This window comes from Streptomyces sp. NPDC046712, assembly GCF_040645695.1.
GTDB lineage: Bacteria > Actinomycetota > Actinomycetes > Streptomycetales > Streptomycetaceae > Streptomyces.
This window is the reverse complement of record NZ_JBEYYW010000004.1, coordinates 53,139-72,139: the sequence shown is the minus strand read 5'-3', so window position 1 is coordinate 72,139 and position 19,001 is coordinate 53,139. Positions and strand designations below refer to the sequence as shown.

The 19,001-nt window shown below is 72.8% G+C and carries 14 protein-coding genes; 7 read left to right on the top strand and 7 right to left on the bottom strand.

Features of this window, described 5'->3' with window-relative positions; all coding sequences use genetic code 11:
* Positions 1-135: 135 nt before the first annotated feature.
* Positions 136-2,733, top strand: coding sequence for an alpha-glucan family phosphorylase (glgP, locus tag ABZ939_RS06890; protein WP_361850114.1), 2,598 nt, complete (start codon positions 136-138; stop codon positions 2,731-2,733).
* Between the two features lie 115 nt (positions 2,734-2,848).
* On the top strand, positions 2,849-4,063 hold the full coding sequence (locus ABZ939_RS06885; protein ID WP_361850112.1) for an alginate lyase family protein: 1,215 nt from the start codon (positions 2,849-2,851) through the stop codon (positions 4,061-4,063).
* Positions 4,064-4,070: 7 nt separating this feature from the next.
* Here the strand turns inward: ABZ939_RS06885 and ABZ939_RS06880 are convergent, their stop codons facing one another.
* The 5 genes from ABZ939_RS06880 to ABZ939_RS06860 all read right to left on the bottom strand — a co-directional run bounded on the left by ABZ939_RS06880 (position 4,071) and on the right by ABZ939_RS06860 (position 9,937).
* Positions 4,071-5,642 (bottom strand): histidine kinase, encoded by a 1,572-nt coding sequence (locus ABZ939_RS06880; protein ID WP_361850110.1) that lies wholly within the window; start codon positions 5,640-5,642, stop codon positions 4,071-4,073.
* 46 nt (positions 5,643-5,688) lie between these two features.
* Complete coding sequence (locus ABZ939_RS06875) at positions 5,689-6,324, bottom strand: response regulator transcription factor (RefSeq protein WP_361850700.1); 636 nt, start codon at positions 6,322-6,324, stop codon at positions 5,689-5,691.
* 29 nt (positions 6,325-6,353) lie between these two features.
* Complete coding sequence (locus ABZ939_RS06870) at positions 6,354-6,737, bottom strand: nuclear transport factor 2 family protein (protein ID WP_361850108.1); 384 nt, start codon at positions 6,735-6,737, stop codon at positions 6,354-6,356.
* 86 nt (positions 6,738-6,823) lie between these two features.
* A complete protein-coding gene (locus tag ABZ939_RS06865) occupies positions 6,824-8,854 on the bottom strand; it encodes a M4 family metallopeptidase (RefSeq protein ID WP_361850106.1) in 2,031 nt (676 codons plus the stop codon).
* A 183-nt stretch (positions 8,855-9,037) separates the two neighbouring features.
* Positions 9,038-9,937, bottom strand: coding sequence for a TetR/AcrR family transcriptional regulator C-terminal domain-containing protein (locus tag ABZ939_RS06860; RefSeq protein WP_361850104.1), 900 nt, complete (start codon positions 9,935-9,937; stop codon positions 9,038-9,040).
* Between the two features lie 124 nt (positions 9,938-10,061).
* On the opposite strand from ABZ939_RS06860, the gene ABZ939_RS06855 reads away from it, so the two are divergent.
* Positions 10,062-11,543 carry an MFS transporter gene (locus tag ABZ939_RS06855; RefSeq protein WP_361850102.1) on the top strand — a complete coding sequence of 494 codons (1,482 nt, stop codon included), beginning with the start codon at positions 10,062-10,064 and terminating at the stop codon, positions 11,541-11,543.
* A 13-nt stretch (positions 11,544-11,556) separates the two neighbouring features.
* On the opposite strand, the gene ABZ939_RS06850 is transcribed toward ABZ939_RS06855, so the two are convergent.
* Both ABZ939_RS06850 and ABZ939_RS06845 read right to left on the bottom strand, forming a co-directional pair.
* Positions 11,557-13,416, bottom strand: a complete 1,860-nt coding sequence (locus ABZ939_RS06850; RefSeq protein ID WP_361850100.1) for an ABC transporter ATP-binding protein — start codon at positions 13,414-13,416, stop codon at positions 11,557-11,559.
* Positions 13,413-15,185 carry an ABC transporter ATP-binding protein gene (locus tag ABZ939_RS06845; RefSeq protein WP_361850098.1) on the bottom strand — a complete coding sequence of 591 codons (1,773 nt, stop codon included), beginning with the start codon at positions 15,183-15,185 and terminating at the stop codon, positions 13,413-13,415. The genes ABZ939_RS06850 and ABZ939_RS06845 overlap by 4 nt, the downstream gene beginning before the upstream one ends.
* 182 nt (positions 15,186-15,367) lie before the next feature.
* Between ABZ939_RS06845 and ABZ939_RS06840 the strand changes: the two genes are divergently transcribed.
* The 4 genes from ABZ939_RS06840 to ABZ939_RS06825 are packed head-to-tail and all read left to right on the top strand — an operon-like array spanning position 15,368 to position 18,996.
* On the top strand, positions 15,368-16,273 hold the full coding sequence (locus tag ABZ939_RS06840) for an ABC transporter ATP-binding protein (protein ID WP_361850096.1): 906 nt from the start codon (positions 15,368-15,370) through the stop codon (positions 16,271-16,273).
* Positions 16,270-17,013: an ABC transporter permease gene (locus ABZ939_RS06835; RefSeq protein ID WP_361850094.1), complete on the top strand. Its 744-nt coding sequence runs from the start codon at positions 16,270-16,272 to the stop codon at positions 17,011-17,013. Before ABZ939_RS06840 ends, ABZ939_RS06835 begins: the two co-directional genes overlap by 4 nt.
* Positions 17,014-17,039: 26 nt before the next feature.
* A complete protein-coding gene (locus ABZ939_RS06830; RefSeq protein ID WP_361850092.1) occupies positions 17,040-18,362 on the top strand; it encodes a sensor histidine kinase in 1,323 nt (440 codons plus the stop codon).
* A complete protein-coding gene (locus tag ABZ939_RS06825; protein ID WP_361850090.1) occupies positions 18,355-18,996 on the top strand; it encodes a response regulator transcription factor in 642 nt (213 codons plus the stop codon). The genes ABZ939_RS06830 and ABZ939_RS06825 overlap by 8 nt, the downstream gene beginning before the upstream one ends.
* Positions 18,997-19,001 lie beyond the last annotated feature (5 nt).

The following is a 19,001-nucleotide window of genomic DNA, read 5'->3' as shown; positions in this document are numbered from 1 at the left end:
TGCACGCCACGGCGCGCGACCCCCGCGCGCCGTGGCCCGGGAGGGCGACGTGGCCTACCGTCGGGGGGATGCACAGCCGGCTGCACAGCGTGGTGCGTCCGCTCCGCTCCGTACTCCCCTGCGAAGGTGGAACACGTGAAGGCAATCCGTCGATTCACCGTGCGTCCCGTCCTCCCCGACACCCTTCGACCTCTCACCGACCTGGCGCGGAACCTGCGCTGGTCCTGGCACGAGCCGACCCGTGAACTCTTCGACTCCCTGGACCCCGACCCCGACCCCGCGCTCCGGCCCGGGGCCCGGCGCGGCGGGGACGTCGACCCCGTCCGGCTGCTCGGCTCCGTCTCCGCCGACCGCCTCGCCGAGCTCGCCGCCGACCAGGACTTCCTGGCCCGGCTGCGCGCCGCGGCCGAGGACCTCGACCACTATCTGCACGCCCCCCGCTGGTACCAGGAGCAGAACGGGCACCTGCCCGCCTCCGTCGCCTACTTCTCGCCCGAGTTCGGGGTCACCGCGGCCCTGCCGCAGTACTCCGGCGGCCTCGGCATCCTCGCGGGGGACCATCTCAAGGCCGCCAGCGATCTCGGCGTCCCCCTGATCGGCGTCGGCCTGCTCTACCGGCACGGCTACTTCCGGCAGTCCCTCTCCCGCGAGGGCTGGCAGCAGGAGCACTACCCCGTCCTCGACCCCGGCGAGCTGCCCGTCTGCCTGCTCCGCGAGCCCGACGGCACCCCCGCCCGGGTCACCCTCGCCCTGCCCGGCGGCCGTAGTCTGCACGCCCACATCTGGACCGCGCAGGTCGGCCGGGTGCCCCTCCTGATGCTCGACTCCGACGTGGAGGAGAACGCGTCCGCCGAACGCGAGGTCACCGACCGGCTGTACGGCGGCGGCAGCGAGCACCGGCTGCTCCAGGAGATGCTCCTCGGCATCGGCGGTGTCCGCGCCGTCCGCACGTACTGCCGGCTCACCGGCACCCCCGCGCCCGAGGTCTTCCACACCAACGAGGGCCACGCCGGCTTCCTCGGCCTCGAACGCATCCGGGAACTGGCGGGCGACGGGCCGCACGGGAAGGGCCTCGACTTCGACGCGGCCCTGGAGACCGTCCGGGCCGGGACGGTCTTCACCACCCATACGCCCGTCCCGGCCGGGATCGACCGCTTCGAGCGGAGCCTCGTCGCCCGCCACCTCGGCGAGGACGGCGAGCTCCCCGGCGTCGACGTGGGCCGTGTGCTCGCCCTCGGCGACGAGACCTCGCTCGGCGGCGAGCACGGGCTCTTCAACATGGCCGCCATGGGCCTGCGCCTGGCGCAGCGCGCCAACGGCGTCTCCACCCTCCACGGGGCCGTCAGCCGGGAGATGTTCGCCGGTCTGTGGCCCGGTTTCGACCCGGAGGAGGTGCCGATCGGCTCGATCACCAACGGGGTGCACGCGCCGACGTGGACCGCGCCCGAGGTCGGCCGCTGTTCCGAAGGGGCCGACGACCGGGAGCTGTGGGAGCTGCGCAGGACCCTGCGCGAACAGCTGGTGACGGAGGTACGGGAACGGCTGCGGGCCTCCTGGCGGCAGCGGGGCGCCGCGGCCGCCGAACTCGGCTGGACGGACTCCGTCCTCGACCCCGACGTGCTCACCATCGGGTTCGCCCGACGGGTCCCCTCGTACAAGCGGCTCACGCTGATGCTGCGCGACCCCGACCGGCTGCGGGCCCTGCTCCTGCACCCCGAGCGGCCGGTGCAGCTCGTCGTCGCGGGCAAGGCGCACCCCGCCGACCACGGCGGGAAGCGGCTCGTGCAGGAGCTGGTGCGGTTCGCCGACGACCCGCGGGTGCGACACCGGATCGTCTTCCTGCCCGACTACGGCATGGCCATGGCCCGCAAGCTGTATCCGGGCTGCGACGTCTGGCTCAACAACCCGCTGCGTCCCCTGGAGGCCTGCGGGACCAGCGGGATGAAGGCCGCCCTGAACGGCTGTCTCAACCTCTCGGTCCTGGACGGCTGGTGGGACGAGTGGTTCGAGCCCGACTTCGGCTGGGCGATCCCGACGGCCGACGGGGCGGCGGCGACGGACGAGGAGCGCCGCGACGACCTGGAGGCGGCCGCGCTCTACGAGTTGATCGAGCGCCGCGTCGCCCCGCGCTTCTACGACCGGGGCGCGGACGGGGTGCCGGCCGGCTGGACCGAGATGGTCCGCAGGACGCTGGGCGACCTCGGCCCGAGGGTGCTCGCCGACCGCATGGTGCGCGAGTACGTCGAGCGGCTGTACGCCCCGGCGGCCCGGGCGCACCGGGCCCTCGCCCCGGACGCGGCGCGGGCCCTGGCCGACTGGAAGGGCCGGGTGCGGGGCGCCTGGCCGAAGGTCGCCATCGACCACATCGAGATCGGCGAGGTCGGCGAGGACCTGGCCGACGCGGAGCTGGGTGCGACGACGGCGGTACGGGTGCGGGTGGCGCTCGGCGAACTGCGCCCGGACGACGTGGAGGTCCAGGCGGTCGCCGGCCGGGTGACGCCCGACGACGCGCTCGTCGACACCCGGGTGTGCGCGCTCAAGCCCGCGGGCGGGGCGGACCTGGAGGGCCGGGTGCCCTACGAGGGTTCCCTCGTCCTGGACCGCACCGGCCCCTTCGGCTGCACGGTGCGTGTGCTGCCCGCCCACCCGCTGCTCGCCTCGGCGGCCGAGCTGGGTCTGGTGGCCCTGCCGACGGAGGCGACGGGGGAGGGGGCCGGTGTACTCCTGAGGTGAGATGGTCTGGACCAGGGCCTTGACGTGTGCATGAGCAAGCTCTACGTTCCACGCTCGAAGCGGAGTTCATCTGTCCGCCCGGCGTTCACATACAGGAACGAAAGGCACCCCCCACATGCGCTTCAAAGCCCTGGTCCTCGCCCTCGCCGCGGCCGCCGCCGCCACGCTCGCCCCGACCGCCGTCGCCGGCCCCGAAGCGGACGACGCCACCCCCGCCCCGGCACGGGCCGTCGCCGCCCCCGCGACATTCACGCACCCCGGCGTCGTCGTCTCCCGGCCCCAACTCGACTTCGTACGGTCCAAGGTCCAGGCGGGCGCCCAGCCCTGGAAGGGTGCCTACGACCAGATGATGGCCAGCACCTACGCGTCGCTCACCCGGACCCCCAAGCCACGCGCGATCGTCGAATGCGGCTCCTCCTCCAACCCCAACTACGGCTGCACGGACGAGCGGCAGGACGCGGTCGCCGCCTACACCCAGGCGCTCGCCTGGTACATCACCAGGGACGACCGGCACGCCCGCAAGGCGATCGAGATCATGGACGCCTGGTCGGCCGTGATCAAGGACCACACCAACTCCAACGCCCCGCTCCAGACCGGCTGGGCCGGCTCCTCCTGGCCCCGGGCCGCCGAGATCATCAAGCACACCTACACCGGCGGCTGGCCGAACTCCGGCCGGTTCGCGACCATGCTGCGGACGGTCTATCTCCCCGAGGTCATCAACGGCGCCGCCACCAAGAACGGCAACTGGGAACTCATCATGACCGAGGCCGCGCTCGGCATAGCCGTCCACCTGGAGGACCGCGCGGCATACGACAAGGCCGTCACGACCTATCTCGGCCGGGTCCCGGCGTACATCTACCTGACCACCGACGGCTCCACCCCCAAGCCGCCGCCGAACAGCGGCATCGACACCCGCGACGAGATCGTGAAGTACTGGCAGGGCCAGTCCACCTTCGCCGACGGCCTCTCCCAGGAGACCTGCCGGGACTTCGGCCACACGGGCTGGGGCCTCGCCGCCGCCGTCCACACCGCCGAGACCAGCCGCATCCAGGGCGCGGACCTCTACCCCCAGGTCACCGAACGGCTGCGGCACGCCCTCGGCTTCCACACGAAGTACGAGAACGGCACGGCGGTCCCGTCCTGGCTCTGCGGCGGCACGGTGAAGCCCGGCCTGGGGCGGGTGACCGAGGTCGGCTACAACGCCCTCCACGGCCGCATGGGGATCTCCATGACGAACACGGCGCTCTACACCGAGGCGCACCGGCCGTCCGGCACGGACAACTACTTCGTCTCCTGGGAGACCCTCACCCACGCGCAGAACCCGAACTGACGCCGTCTCACCCCACGAGTGCCTTGTCGGCGAGCCGCCCGTCGGCGAGGCAGAGACGGTAGACCGGCACGGCGGCGAGGAGCGTCGAACGGTAATAGAGGCACCGGTCCGTGCCGGGCGGTTCGGCCGGGGCACCGGCCGGTGGACCGTCCAGCGGGTGCGGCGGGAGCCGTTCGGCATCGGCGGTGAGCGGATCGCCGAGGCGAAGCGCGACGTAGTCGTCCCGGTCCAGGAACGACCGGGACTGCGTCCAGAGCCCGAACCCGAGCATCACCAGACCGAGCGCGGTGACCAGCGCGAGCGGGATCCAGATCGCCCGCGCGAGCCCCTGCCGCACCTCCCGCCGCGCCCGGTCCCGTTCCCGTACGGACGTGGGCGCGGCGGGCGCGGCAGTCTGCGCGGCGGCCACCGCTCCCGTGGAGCCGGTGCTCGCACCGGACGCCGCCGCCCCCGGCTCCAGCGGCAGCACCGCCCGTACGGCGAACCCGCCCGCCCCGTCCGGACCGTGACTCAGCCGTCCCCCGGCGAGCCGCACCCGCTCGTCGAGCCCCACGAGCCCGGTCCCGCCGGAGGGGGCCGGGGCGTGCCCGGCCGGGCCGTTGGCCACCGACACCTTCAGCGTGCCGCCTCCGCGCTCCAGCGAGACCCGGACGGGTGCGCCCGGCGCGTGCCGGGCCGCGTTCGTCAGCGACTCCTGCACCACCCGGTGCGCGGCCCGGTCGACCATCGGCGGGGTCCCGCCGTCCGGCCCGGTCACCGTCAGCTCGACCCGCAGCCCCGAGGCGCGCGCCCGCTCCACCACCTCCTCGACCGTCTCCCCGGCTGGCGCCGTCCGGGTGCCCGGTGTCTCCTCGCCCGTGCGCAGCACGCCGATGATGTCCCGCAGCCGGGCGGTGGCGCCGGCGGCCGCCAGGCGCAGCTCCCCCGCCGCCTCCTGCTGCCGCGCGCCGAGCGCCGGATCCACCTCCAGTGCCGCCGCGCGCAGCGCGATCAGGGCCAGTTCGTGGCCGAGCGAGTCGTGCATGTCGCCGGCGATCCGGGAGCGTTCGCGCAGCCGCTCCCGTTCGGCGACCGCCGTCTGCTCGCGCTCCATGCGCTCGGCCAGCTCCCAGCCCGTCCGGACCAGCCGGGCGTACTGGCGCACGTACCGGCCGGTGAGCCAGGGCGCGACGATCGCCAGAGCGAGGGCGAGGACCAGGGTGAACCACTGGGCGATCGACACCCCCGACCCCAGGACGAGGCCGAGACCGGCCGCCGCCACCGCCCCGAACAGGGCGAGCGCGGCCCGGGTGTGCTCCTGCCGGCGTCCCGAGAGATAGCCGAAGACGACCAGCCCCAGGCTGTACGCCGGGGTGTACAGCTCCACCGTCGAGGCGAGGCTCACGGCGACCGTGATGCCGAGCGAGACCAGCGGCAGGGACCGGCAGAACGCCACGCACACCCCGAGCACGGCGACTCCGGCGGCGACCTGCCCCCAGGAGCCGCCGTCGTTCGGGTCGAGCCGCAGCAGGACGGGGACGGAGAGGAGCCCCCACAGGCCCAGGTCGAGCAGGAGGTCCCGGAGTCGTTCGCGACGCATCCGCCCAGCTTGCCGGACGACCACCGCACGGCGCCCCCGACGAAAGTCAGGCCCCTACGGCCCCGTCCTCCACCAGCCCCGCCTCGTACGCCAGGATCGCGAGCTGCACGCGGTTCTTCAGGCCCAGCCGGGCGAGGACCGCGCTCACATGGGCCTTCACGGTGCCCTCCACGACGTACAGCCGGGCCGCGATCTCCCCGTTCGACAGGCCGGCGCCGACCAGCGCCACGACCTCCCGTTCCCGCCCGGTCAGCGGCTCGAGCCGCTCCCGCGCCTCCGCCGCCCGGGAGAGCCGGCCGGTCGGCAGATGCGCGATGACCCGTCGGGTGACCTCGGGGGAGAGGAACGCGGCCCCGCCGGCCACCGCCCGTACCCCCGCGAGCAGTTCCCTCGGGTCGCCGGACTTCAGCAGGAAGCCCGCCGCGCCCGAGCCGAGGGCCTGGGCGATGTACTCGTCCTCGGAGAACGTCGTCAGCATCACGACCGCCGCGTCCGGCACCGCGCGGCGCAGCTCCTCCGCCGCGCCGAGGCCGTCGAGCCGCGGCATCCGGATGTCGAGGAGGACCACGTCGGGCAGGTGGCGGCGGGCGAGTTCGACGGCCTCGCGCCCGTCGGCCGCCTCCGCGACCACCTCGATCCCCGGGTCGGCGGCGAGGATCGCCCTCACGCCGGCCCGGATCATCGTCTCGTCGTCCGCGAGCAGCACCCTGATCACGGCGAAAGCCTCTGCACGTACGCCGCGCGCCACTCCGGAGACGGATCCGAACCCACCTCGGTCCAGTACTCCCGTCCACCGGTGATCGTCCCGTTCCTGACCGTCCAGAACGACGCCACCCGGTGCACCCCCATCGTGTCGTGGGGGACCTCGACCTCGGAGACCACGTCCTCTCCCTGCGCGACGACACGCAGGACCCGGATCGACCACCCCTCCGGGTACTCCGCGTTGACGCGTACGTAGTTCTCGCGGCCCACGATCCGCTCGCCGCTGACCGGCCACTCCACCACCAGGTCGTCGGCGAGCAACGCGGCAAGGCCGGCCCAGTCCCTCGCCTGCATACGGTCCCAGAATCCCCGGACGATCTCAGTCTGCTCCATGGGCCCATCCTGGCAGGCGACCCCGCACATACGCGCGGACGCCCGGAGGGAACGAGTCCCTCCGGGCGTCCGTCACTCACCCGGTGTTACGGGAAGGTGAGCTTGAAGCTGTTGATGTAGCCGGTGTCGATCGCGGCCCTGTCCTGGACGCGGAGCTTCCAGGCGCCGTTGGCGACCTCCGAGGAGGCGTTCACGGTGTAGGTCTGGACGATGTTGTCGGCGCTGCCGCCGGAGCGGTTGTGCAGGTTGTAGACCGAGCCGTCGGGGGCGACGAGGTCGACGACGAGGTCACCGCGGTAGGTGTGGACGATGTTCACGTCCACCTTGAGGGTGGACGGCGCGTTGCCGGTGACACCGGTGACGTTGACCGTGGAGGTCACCGCGGCGCCGTTGTCCGGGATGGAGACGTCGGCGGTGTTCTCGAAGACCTTGCCGGGGTTCGGGTTGCCGCCGCCGGGACGCGCGCCCACGTTGACGCCGGCCCAGGCGTGCTCGACGGCCAGGACCTCGGGGCTGCCGGCGCCGTAGAGCTCGGTGGCCACCGCGACCGTACCGGTGCGGGCACCGGCGTAGTTGGTGTTCGAGCCGAACTTGGTGGTGAGCGCCTTGAACCAGATCAGCGCGGCCTTGTCACGGCCGATGCCGGTGACGGGCAGGCCGTCGGAGGTCGGCGAGTCGTAGTTCACGCCGTTGACGGTCTTCGCGCCGCTGCCCTCGGAGAGCAGGTAGAACCAGTGGTTCGCCGGGCCCGAGGAGTAGTGGACGTCGATGCTGCCGATGCCCGAGTACCACGCGTCCTTGGACGAGCCGTCCTTGCTCGGCTTGTCCATGTAGCGCAGCGGGGTGCCGTTGCCGCGGATGTCGATCTTCTCGCCGACGAGGTAGTCGCCCTTGTCCTGGGCGTTGTTGGCGTAGAACTCGACGGCCGCCGCGAAGATGTCGGAGGTGGCCTCGTTCAGACCGCCGGACTCGCCGCTGTAGACCAGGCCGGCGGTGTTGGAGGTGACGCCGTGCGTCATCTCGTGCGCGGCCACGTCGATCGAGGTGAGCGGCTTGGCGTTGGCCGAGCCGTCGCCGTACGTCATGCAGAAGCAGGAGTCCTGCCAGAAGGCGTTGACGTACGCGTTGCCGTAGTGGACCCGGGAGTACGCGCCGACGCCGTCACCGCGGATGCCGGAGCGGCCGTGCACGTTCTTGTAGTAGTCCCAGGTGACCCCGGCGCCGAAGTGCGCGTCCGCGCCCGCGGTCTCCAGGTTCTGCGGGGTGCCGTCGCCCCAGATGTCGTCGGAGCCGGAGAAGAGCGTTCCGGTGCCGGACGTACCGCGGTTGAGGTTGTACGTCTTGTGGTTGCCGCGGCCGGTGTCGGTCAGCGTGTACGACGGCGCGGTGCCCAGCGTCACCTGGCCGCTGTACTGCGTGTTGCCGGTACCGGTGTGGACGGCCTGCCATTCGTACAGCTTCTTGCCGGTGGTGGCGTCGGTGACGACGTGCAGCTCGTTCGGAGTGCCGTCGTGCTGGAGCCCGCCGACGACGGTCTCGTACGCGAGGACCGGCGAACCCTGCGCCATCCAGACGACCTTGCGCGGGGCGCGCTCGGCGGCGGTCTTCTTCGAGCCCTCCGCGGCGGCGGCGCCGAGCGCCTGCTTCTCGGCAGCGGCCGGGGCGACGTCGGCGGTCATGTCGACGTTCTTCAGCTCCGCGCGGGACGCCTTGGTGACGCCCTGGGTCACTCCGGCCTTCGTCTCCTGGACGACCAGGTCGCCACCGAGGACGGGGAGTCCGGCGTACGTGCGCTCGTAGCGCGTGTGGGTCGTGCCGTCGCGGTCCTGGACGACGTCGCGGACGACGAGCTTCTCCTGGGCGCCGAGGCCGAGGGCCTTGGCGGTCGCCGCCTTGTCGGCGTCGGCCGCGCGTATCAGCGCGGTGCGCTGGGCGGGGGAGAGGTCGGCCGGCAGCTTGCCGGGGTTGGCCGCGGTGCCGGCCTGTGCCTTCGGGGCGGCGGTCCAGGGGTCGTCCGCGGCGGTCGCGGCACCGGACTGGACACCGACCGCGAGCATGGCGGCGGCAGCGATCAGAGCGCCGGTCGCGGTGGCGCGACGGCTGGGCGTGGATCTCACGCAGACTCCTTTTGCGAGGGGGGTACCGGCGGACTGGGTGGGCCCTCCGGGCAGAGCAAGCAGAGCTGTGGAGCACGAACTCTCATACGAGTCGGGGAGAGAGTGGCAGCCGTGACCGGCCCCTGTCAGGAGCGCGTCAACAAGTTGGCCGGAAATCGTCCGGTGCCCGAAAGGCCGTGTTCGTTAACCGGACGTTTCGTCGATCATGGCCGCGACGCCGTCCAGCGTTCTCCGGAGCCCGAATTCGAAGAGCGTCTCCAGGTCGAGCTCGAACTCCTCGCCCTCGCTCAGACTGCTGAGCAGCGGGTACGCGCCCCCACCCGAGATCGCGTCGTAGCGTGGCTCGTTCCGTTCCATCCACTCGCCGTCCGAGATCCCCGAGTCCTGCCGGGCCTGCTCCTCCAAGTCGTCGGCCATGGCCACTCCTTGGACATAGGCGAAGATCACCAGATGAGTATGGATCTTCTCGAAGGGCGTCAGCGGCGTGCTCCGCAGTGCCCCGAGGACCCACTCCGTGTACGCCATCGCGTTCGGTGAGGCGATCGGCCGGGTGAACGAGGCCATCGCCTGCGCCATCCAGCGGTGCCGTGCGTAGACCGCGCGCAACCAGCGGGCGGCATGCTCCATCCCCGTACGCCAGTCGGCCGGCACCGGCCCCATCGGCACCTCGCCGCAGACCGCGTCCGTCATCAGCCGCACCAGCTCGCCCTTGCCCGGCACATGCCGGTACAGCGCCATGGTCGACGTGCCGAGCCGCGTCGCGATCCGGCGCATGGACAGCGCCGAAAGCCCCTCGGCGTCGGCGAGTTCGAGCGCGGCCCGGACGATCCGCTCACGGTTCAGGGCCTCCGCGGCCGGGGCGGCGGCCGAGCGCTTCACCACCGTCCCGACGCCCGGCTCGGCCCTGACGAGACCCTCCTGCCGCAGCGCGGCCAGGGCCTTGGTGGCCGTCGCCATGGCCACTCCCCACTCGCGGGTGATGGCCCGGGTGGAGGGGACGCGGTCGCCGGGGGAGAGCTCCCCCGCGCGGATCCGGCGACGGATCTCGGCGGCGATGGCGAGGTAGCGCGGCGGGGTCGTCACGGCGGGCAGTGTACTAGTGCACCTGACGCCCCGTACGCGGTGATGACCTGGTGGTTCATGGCCACCGTGCGGGTGTACTAGGGCGGCGCTGGCCCCGTACGCGGACGGCTGCTTCGCTCCCCGCATGACGCTCACGACACCACCTGAAAGCGTGCTCGCCGGCCGCCGTGAATGGACCGCGCTCGGCGTGCTGATGCTGCCGCTGCTCCTCGTCTCCATGGACGTCTCCGTCCTCTACTTCGCCATCCCCTCCATCAGCGCCGACCTGCACCCCGGGGCCACCGCGCAGCTGTGGATCCTCGACATGTACGGCTTCGTCCTCGCCGGACTCCTCATCACCATGGGCGCGCTCGGGGACCGCGTCGGCCGCCGCAAGCTACTCCTCGGCGGCGCGGCGCTCTTCGGTCTCGCGTCGGTCGCAGCCGCCTACGCCGACAGCCCGGGCTCGCTGATCGCCGCCCGCGCGCTGCTCGGGGTCGCCGGTGCCTGCCTGATGCCGTCCACCCTGGCCCTGATCCGCACCCTCTTCCGCGACGAGGCCCAGCGGGCCAAGGCGGTCACCCTGTGGACGACCGTGATGGCGAGCGGGATCTCACTCGGCCCGGTCGTCAGCGGCGCGCTCGTCGAACACTTCTGGTGGGGTTCGGTGTTCCTGATCAACCTGCCCGCGATGGGCCTGCTCCTGGTCCTCGGGCCCGCGCTCCTGCCCGAGTCCAAGGGGGCGGCGGCGCGAAGCCGGTTCGACTGGACCAGCGCCCTGCTCTCCCTCGCCGCGCTGCTTCCGCTGATCCACGGCATCAAGGAACTCGCCAAGGACGGCTGGCGACCGCTGCCGGCGCTCGCCGTCACGACGGGCCTGCTGATCGCCCTGGTGTTCCTGCGCCGTCAGACCCGGCTCGCGGAGCCGATGGTGGACCTCGCGCTGCTGCGCAAGCGGGCGTACGGGGGATCGCTGCTGGTGAACCTGCTCGCCATGGTCGCCACCGTCGGCTCCGCCGTCTTCCTCACCCAGTACCTCCAGTCCGTCCTCGGCCAGAGCCCGCTGGAGGCGGCGCTGTGGAGCCTGGCGCCCTCCGCGGGCGTCATGGTCGCCGCCCCCACCGCCGCCGCGCTCGCCCGCCGGGTCGACCGGGCGTACGTGATGACCGGCGGATTCCTGCTCGCCGCGGCCGGCTTCGCGTCGCTGACCCTCATCGGCGCCGACACCCCGCTCGCGGCCGTACTCACCGGCGCCACCGTCTACATCTCCGGCCTCGTCTCCGCCATGACCCTCGCCAACGAGAGCGCCCTGGGCGCCGCCCCGCCCGAGCGGGCCGGCGCCGCGGCGGCCGTCCTCGAATCCGGCACGGAGCTCGGCGGCGCGCTCGGCATGGCGGTCCTCGGCTCGATCGGAGCCGCCGTCTACACCGCCGAGATGCCCGCCACGGCCCCGGCGGCGGCCCGCGAGACCCTCGGCGGCGCGCTCACCTCCTCCCCCGGCCCCGTCCTGGACGCGGCCCGCGACGCCTTCACGGCCGCACTGAACTGGGCGTCGGGAGGAGCGGCGGTGGTGACGCTCCTGGCGGCCGTGCTGTCCTCGGCACTGCTGAGAGGACGGCGTACGTGACGTCCACCTGACGTCACCCCACCAGGCTGTCCCGCCACGCGCGGTGGAGGGTCGCGAAGCGGCCCTCCCCGTCCACGAGGGCCGTGGGCAGACCGTCCTCCACGATCCGGCCGTGCTCCATCACCAGCACCCGGTCCGCGATCTCCACCGTCGACAGCCGGTGGGCGATCACCACGGCGGTCCGCCCGGCGAGCACCGTGTCCATCGCCCGCTGCACCGCCCGTTCCCCCGGTACGTCCAGCGAGCTCGTCGCCTCGTCCAGGATGAGGACCGCCGGATCCGCGAGGAGCGCGCGGGCGAAGGCCACCAACTGCCGCTGGCCGGCCGAGATCCGCCCGCCCCGCTTCCGTACGTCCGTGTCGTAGCCGTCCGGAAGACCCGCGATGAAGTCGTGCGCGCCGATCGCCTTCGCCGCCTGCTCGATCTCCGCCCGGGTCGCGTCCGGCCGCCCGATCGCGATGTTCTCGGCGACCGTCCCCGAGAACAGGAACGCCTCCTGGGTCACCATCACCACACCCCGGCGCAGTTCGGGCGTCGTGAGGTCCCGGACGTCCACCCCGTCGAGCAGCACCCGCCCCTCGGTCGGGTCGTAGAAGCGGGCCAGCAGCTTGGCGAGCGTCGACTTGCCGGCGCCCGTGGACCCCACCACCGCGACCGTCTGCCCCGCCGGGATCGTCAGGTCGAAGCGGGGCAGCACCTCGCCGCCGGTCCGGTACGCGAACCGCACGCCCTCGAAGACGACCTCCCGCCCCGCGTTCCCGTTCCGCCGCGCCGGGAGCTCCCTCGGCGAGGCGGTCTCCGGAACCCCGGGCTCCTGGGCGAGCAGACCCGCGATCTTGGCGAGCGAAGCGGCCGCGGACTGGTACGAGTTGAGGAACATCCCGAGCCGGTCGATCGGGTCGTACAGCCGCCGCATGTACAGCACCGCCGCCGCGAGCACGCCGAGCGCCAGCGTCCCGCCGGCCACCCGGTAGGCGCCCCACAGACACATTCCGGCGACCGCCGTGTTCGCCACGAGGCGCGAGCCGACGACATAGCGCGCCATCTCCAGGAGCGCGTCGCCGTTGCTGCGCTCGTGCCGGTGGTTGAGCGCGGCGAACTCGGTGTCGTTGGCCCGCTCCCTGCGGAACGCCCGCACCGGCCGGATCCCGTTCATCGTCTCCGCGAACTTCACGATCACGCCCGCGATGGCGGTGGACCGCTCGGCGAAGACGACGGCCGCGCGCCGCTGGTAGACCCGTACGAGCAGATACAGCGGTACGAAGGAGGCGACGGCCACCGCGCCGATGCCGAGGTCCAGCCAGAGCAGCATCGCCGAGATGTAGACGAACGCGAGGACGACGCCGATCAGCTCCTGGAGCCCCTCGGCGAGCAGTTCCCGCAGGGACTCCACGTCCGTGGTGGAGCGGGAGATGAGCCGGCCGGAGGTGTACCGCTCGTGGAAGTCCACGCTGAGCGCCTGGGCGTGGCGGAAGATCCGCCCGCGCAGATCGAGCAGCACGTCCTGGTTGACGCGGGCGGCGCCGCGGACGAAGGCGTACTGGAGGAGCCCGGCGGCCGCCGAGCAGAGCAGATACCCGACGGCGACGGCCACGACGGGCCCGTGGTCCCCGTCCCGGAAGGCCGGCACGCCACGGTCGATGGCGTACGCGACGAGCAGCGGACCTGCCTGCACGGCGGCCTGCTGCAGCAACAGCACCAGCGCGGCGACGACCACGCGCGCCCGGTGCGCGGCCAGCAGCGAGCGCAGCAGCGCCCCGGTGGCCCCGGGAGCGGTGGGCAGATCGTCCCGGTCGAAGGGGTCGCCGCCCTCGGGCCCGGGGGCCTGCGCGTCGGACGAGGGGCCGGCCCCCGCGCTCGTCGTGTCCGTCATCGTGCCTCAGTCCCCTCGCCCGACATCAGCCAGGCGTACTCGGCGTTGCTCCGCAGCAGTTCGTGATGGGTGCCCACCGCCGCGATCCGGCCCTTCGACAGGAGCGCGACCCGGTCCGCGAGGAGCACCGTCGACGGCCGGTGCGCCACCACCAGGGCGGTGGTGTCGCGCAGCACCTCCCGCAGGGCGGCCTCCACCAGCGCCTCGGTGTGCACGTCGAGCGCGGACAGCGGGTCGTCGAGGACCAGGAAGCGGGGCCGGCCGACGACCGCTCGCGCCAGCGCGAGACGCTGGCGCTGGCCGCCCGACAGGCTCAGCCCCTGCTCGCCGACCTGCGTGGCCGCGCCCTCGGGGAGCGCCGTCACGAAGCCGTCCGCCTGGGCCACCCCCAGCGCGCGCCGCAGTTCGGGCTCGCCGGCCCCGGCCGCCGCCCCCATGAGGACGTTCTCGCCGACGCTCGCCGAGAAGAGCGTCGGCTCCTCGAAGGCCACCGACACCAGCTCGCGCAGCCGTTCGCGCTCCATGCGCGTGATGTCCTCGCCGTCGAGCAGGATGCGCCCGCCGGTCGCCTCGTGCAGCCGTGGTACGAGGGCGGTGAGCGTCGTCTTGCCGGAGCCGGTCCCGCCGACCAGGGCGAGGGTCTCACCGGGACGGATGTGCAGATCGACGCGGTCGAGCACGGGCGGCGCGTCGGGGGCCGCGTCCGGGTAGCGGAACGAGACGTTCTCGAACCGGACCCCGTCCGGGGACCCCGGCTCGACCGACGCCGGGCCCGGCGTCTCCTCGGCCTCGTCCATCACCTCGAAGTACCGCTCGGTCGCCGTCGCCGCCTCCTGGCTCATCGCGAGCAGGAAGCCGATCGACTCCACCGGCCAGCGCAGCGCGAGCGCCGTCGACAGGAAGGCGACCAGCGTGCCCGCCGACAGCGCGCCGTCGGCGACCTGGACCGTGCCGAGCACGAGCGCCGCGCCGATCGCCAGCTCCGGGATGACGGTGATGAACGCCCAGATCCCGGCGAGCAGCCGGGCCTTGACCAGCTCCGTGCCCCGCAGCCGCTCGGCGAGGGCCCGGAACGCGAGCGCCTGGCTGCGGTGGCGGCCGAAGCCCTTGACGATCCGGATGCCGAGGACGCTCTCCTCGACCACGGTCGTCAGATCGCCGACCTGGTCCTGGGCGCGCCGGGCGACGACGGAGTACTTGGTCTCGAACAGCTGGCAGAGGATCACCAGCGGGACGACGGGCGTGAGCAGCACCAGGCCGAGCGTCCAGTCCTGGCCGAGCAGCAGGACGTAACCGGCGAGGATCGTCACGGCGTTGACCAGCAGGAAGGTCAGCGGGAAGGCGAGGAACATCCGCACCAGCATCAGATCGGTCGTGCCGCGCGACAGCAGCTGTCCCGAAGCCCACCGGTCGTGGAAGGCGATCGGCAGCCGCTGCAGCCGCCGGTACAGATCGGCCCGCATGCTCGCCTCGACCCCGGCCAGCGGCCGGGCCACCAGCCACCGCCGGAAGCCGAAGAGAACCGCCTCCGCGATCCCGAGCAGCAGCAGATACAGCGCTCCCAGCCACACCCCACCCGGATCGCCCTCGGCGACGGGCCCGTCGACCATCCACTTCAGGACGAGCGGGATGACGAGCGACAGACACGAGGCGACGACCGCGACCACGGCCGCCGTCGCCAACCGCCCCCGCACCGGCCGTACATAGGGCCAGAGGCGCAACAGGGTCCGGACGGCGGACTTCTTGGGGACTACATCTTCTCCGGGCATCACGAGCGAGCCTACGGTTCACCACTGACAACCCTCATCCGGTTTTTCGCCCCCCAGCACCCTCCCGCTCCGTCTCTTGAGGGGCCGACCCCGGGTCGTACCGCCGATCAACCGATCGGCTGATACGGCTTCGAGCGTGATGGCCGATGTCCGGGACGGGCCCCCGCGGCCAGTCTTGAGGCATGTCAATGATCGAGGTTGAGGGCCTGCGCAAGGCCTACGGCGACAAGGTGGTCGTCGACGGCGTCTCCTTCGAGGTCGCCGAGGGGGAGATCTTCGGGATCCTCGGCCCCAACGGGGCCGGCAAGACCACGACCGTCGAGTGCGTCGAAGGGCTGCGGACACCGGACGCCGGGACCGTACGCGTCGGCGGACTCGACCCCGTCGCCCGGCACGCCGACGTCACCCGGATGCTCGGCGTGCAGCTCCAGGCGAGCGAACTCCAGCCCAAACTCACCGTCCAGGAGGCCCTCGAGCTGTACGCCTCCTTCTACGAGCGGCCCGCCGACTGGCGCGGACTCGTCGAACGGCTGGGCCTCGAAGGGCAGCTGAGGACCCGGTTCGGGAAGCTGTCCGGCGGGCAGAAGCAGCGGCTGTTCATCGCCCTCGCCCTCGTCGGCGATCCGCGCGCCGTCGTCCTCGACGAGCTCACCACCGGGCTCGACCCGCGCGCCCGGCGCGACACCTGGTCCCTCGTCGAGGACATCAGGGCCGACGGCGTGACCGTCCTGCTCGTCACCCACTTCATGGAGGAGGCTCAGCGCCTCTGCGACCGGATCGCCGTCATCGACAAGGGCCGGCTCGTCGCGCTCGACACCCCCGACGGGCTGATCGGCCGCGCCACCGCCTCCAAGGTCATCTCCTTCGCGGCCGGCACCCCGCTGGACCCGGCCGAGCTGCGCGCCCTCCCGCAGGTGACCGCGGTGGACACCGCCGACGGGCGGACCGTCGTCGAGGGGACGGACGCCACCGTCGACGCCTTCCTCGCCCTGCTCGCCCGCCGCGGCGTCACCGCACACCAACTCCGCGTCACCGACGCCACCCTCGACGACGCCTTCCTCGACCTGACAGGAGCCGACGACCGATGAGCACCGCCACCACCACGGTTCTGAAGACCGAGGCCCGCCTCTTCACCCGCGAACCGGGTGCCCTGTTCTGGGTGATGGTCTCGCCGACCGTCCTCCTCGTGATCCTCGGACTGATCCCGTCCTTCCGCGAGGCGTCCGACGACCTCGGCGGCCGCCGCGTCATCGATCTGTACGTCCCCGTCTCCGTCCTCTTCGCCGTGATCATGTCCGGACTCCAGGCCATGCCACCCGTCCTCGCCGGCTACCGCGAACGCGGCATCCTGCGCCGGATGTCGACGACCCCGGTCCGCCCGGCCTCCCTCCTCACCGCCCAGCTCGTGCTGCACGGGGTCGCGGCGCTCGTCTCGGCCGTTCTCGTCATCACGGTCGGCCGACTCGGCTTCGGCGTCCGGCTGCCGCAGAACCTCCCCGGCCACGCCCTCGCCCTGCTGCTCGCCGTCGCCTGCGGTCTCGCCCTCGGAGCCGCCGTCTGCGCCGTCTCCCGTACGCAGAAGATCGCCACCGCGGTCGGTTCGGTCGTGTTCTTCCCGACGATGTTCACCGCCGGGGTCTGGGTCCCGGTGCAGGCCATGCCGGATACGCTCCAAGGCATCGTGGAGTTCACGCCGTTCGGTGCCGCCTCGCAGGCCCTCGACGCCGCGACGTCCGGCGCCGGGACCGCGTGGGCCGCGCTCGGGGTGATGGCTCTGTGGGCGGTGGTCCTCACGGCCACGGCGGCGCGCTGGTTCCGCTGGGAGTGACGGACATCGACGGGGGAGAGATCGTGATGACGACGACGGTCGAGGAGCGTTGGCTCCAGTTCTTCCGCTGGGGACCGTACGGCCTGCTGACCGTCGCCGCGATCCTGGCGGCGACCGCGGCGGACGCGGTGTCCATGAGCAGGGCGGAGACGACTGTCGCGGCCGGCCTGGCCGCCGCCGTCCTCGCCCTCCAGATCGGGTGGGACATCCACCGCCGCCACGCGACCGGGCGTCAGGAACCGGAGGGCGAACCGGCCGCCGCGGAGCGCCCGGACCCCACCGCCCTCACCGACGTCCTCGGGACCCCCGGACCGGCGTCCATCGCCTACTTCACCCTCCGTACCGTCCTCGCCTTCGCGCTCACCTGGCTCAACCCCTTCTTCTCCGTCTTCGCCTGCATCGGCTTCTTCGACGCCGCCCACCTGCTGCCCCGCCGGCTCGTCCGTGCCGGGCTCCTCGTCACCGCCGTCATCATGGCCGGGGCCCAGTCCGGCGGGCTCCCGCCCACCTCGCTCGTGACCTGGGTCGCCTTCGGCGGGCTGTTCGCGCTCAACGCCTGCCTCGCCGTCGTCTTCTCCCACCTCGGGACCAAGGAGGCCGAGAAGGCCGCCGAGCGCGCCGCCACCATCACCGAACTCGCCCGCACCAACGCCCGCCTGGAACAGGCACTCGCCGAGAACGCCGCCCTGCAGGCCCAACTTCTGCTCCAGGCACGCGAGGCGGGGGTCGCCGACGAGCGGCGGCGGCTCGCCGCCGAGATCCACGACACCATCGCGCAGGGGCTGACCGGCATCATCGCCCAGCTCCAGGTGGTCACCCTCACCCCCGACCCCGGCGTCGCCCGCGTCCACCTCCAGCGCGCGGCCGACCTCGCCCGCCACAGCCTCGGCGAGGCCCGCCGCTCCGTGCAGAACCTGAGCCCGGTCGCCCTGGAGCACGACACGCTCCCCGAAGCGCTGAAGAAGACCGTCGCCACCTGGTCCGAACGCACCGGCATCACCACCCGGTTCACCGTCACCGGCACCGAGGAGCCCCTCCACGACGAGCTCGCCGCCACCCTGCTGAGGATCGCCCAGGAGGCGCTCGCCAACGCCGAGCGCCACTCCGGGGCCTCCCGGGCCGGTGTCACCCTCTCGTACATGGGCGACGAGATCACCCTCGACGTACGGGACGACGGGCGCGGCTTCGACCCCGGGAGCGTCCCCGCCCGCACCGCGGGCGGCGGCGGGTTCGGCCTCGACGGCATGCGGGCCCGCGCCGAACGCCTCGCCGGCTGCGTGACCCTGGAGACGGCGCCGGGTGAGGGCACGGCGATCTCCGCCCGCGTACCGTTGGTGCACCATGAATGAGATCACCCTGCTGATCGTCGACGACCATCCCGTCGTACGCGACGGCCTGCGCGGCATGTTCACCGCCGACCCCGGCTTCGACGTCCTCGGCGAGGCGTCCGGCGGCGTCGAGGCCGTGGAACTCGCCCTGCGGCTCGACCCGGACGTCGTCCTCATGGACCTGCGGATGCCGGGCGGCAACGGAGTCGACGCCATCGCCGAACTGACCCGGCGCGGCGCCCGCTCCCGGGTTCTCGTCCTCACCACGTACGACACCGACACGGACACGCTTCCCGCGATCGAGGCCGGCGCCACCGGCTACCTCCTTAAGGACGCGCCCCGCGAAGAGCTGTTCGCCGCGGTCCGGGCCGCGGCCGAGGGCCGCACCGTGCTTTCCCCGGCCGTCGCCTCCCGGCTCGTCTCCCGCGTCCGCGCCCCCGCCGCACCCGCGGACGAGTCCCTCTCCGCCCGCGAACGCGAAGTCCTCGAACTCGTCGCCAAGGGAACCTCCAACCGCGCCATCGCCGCCGAACTCTTCATCAGCGAGGCGACCGTGAAGACCCATCTGACGCACATCTATGGCAAGTTGGGCGCCAAGGACAGGGCGGCCGCGGTCGCGGTGGCGTACGAGCGGGGCATCCTGGGCCGTAACTGACCCGT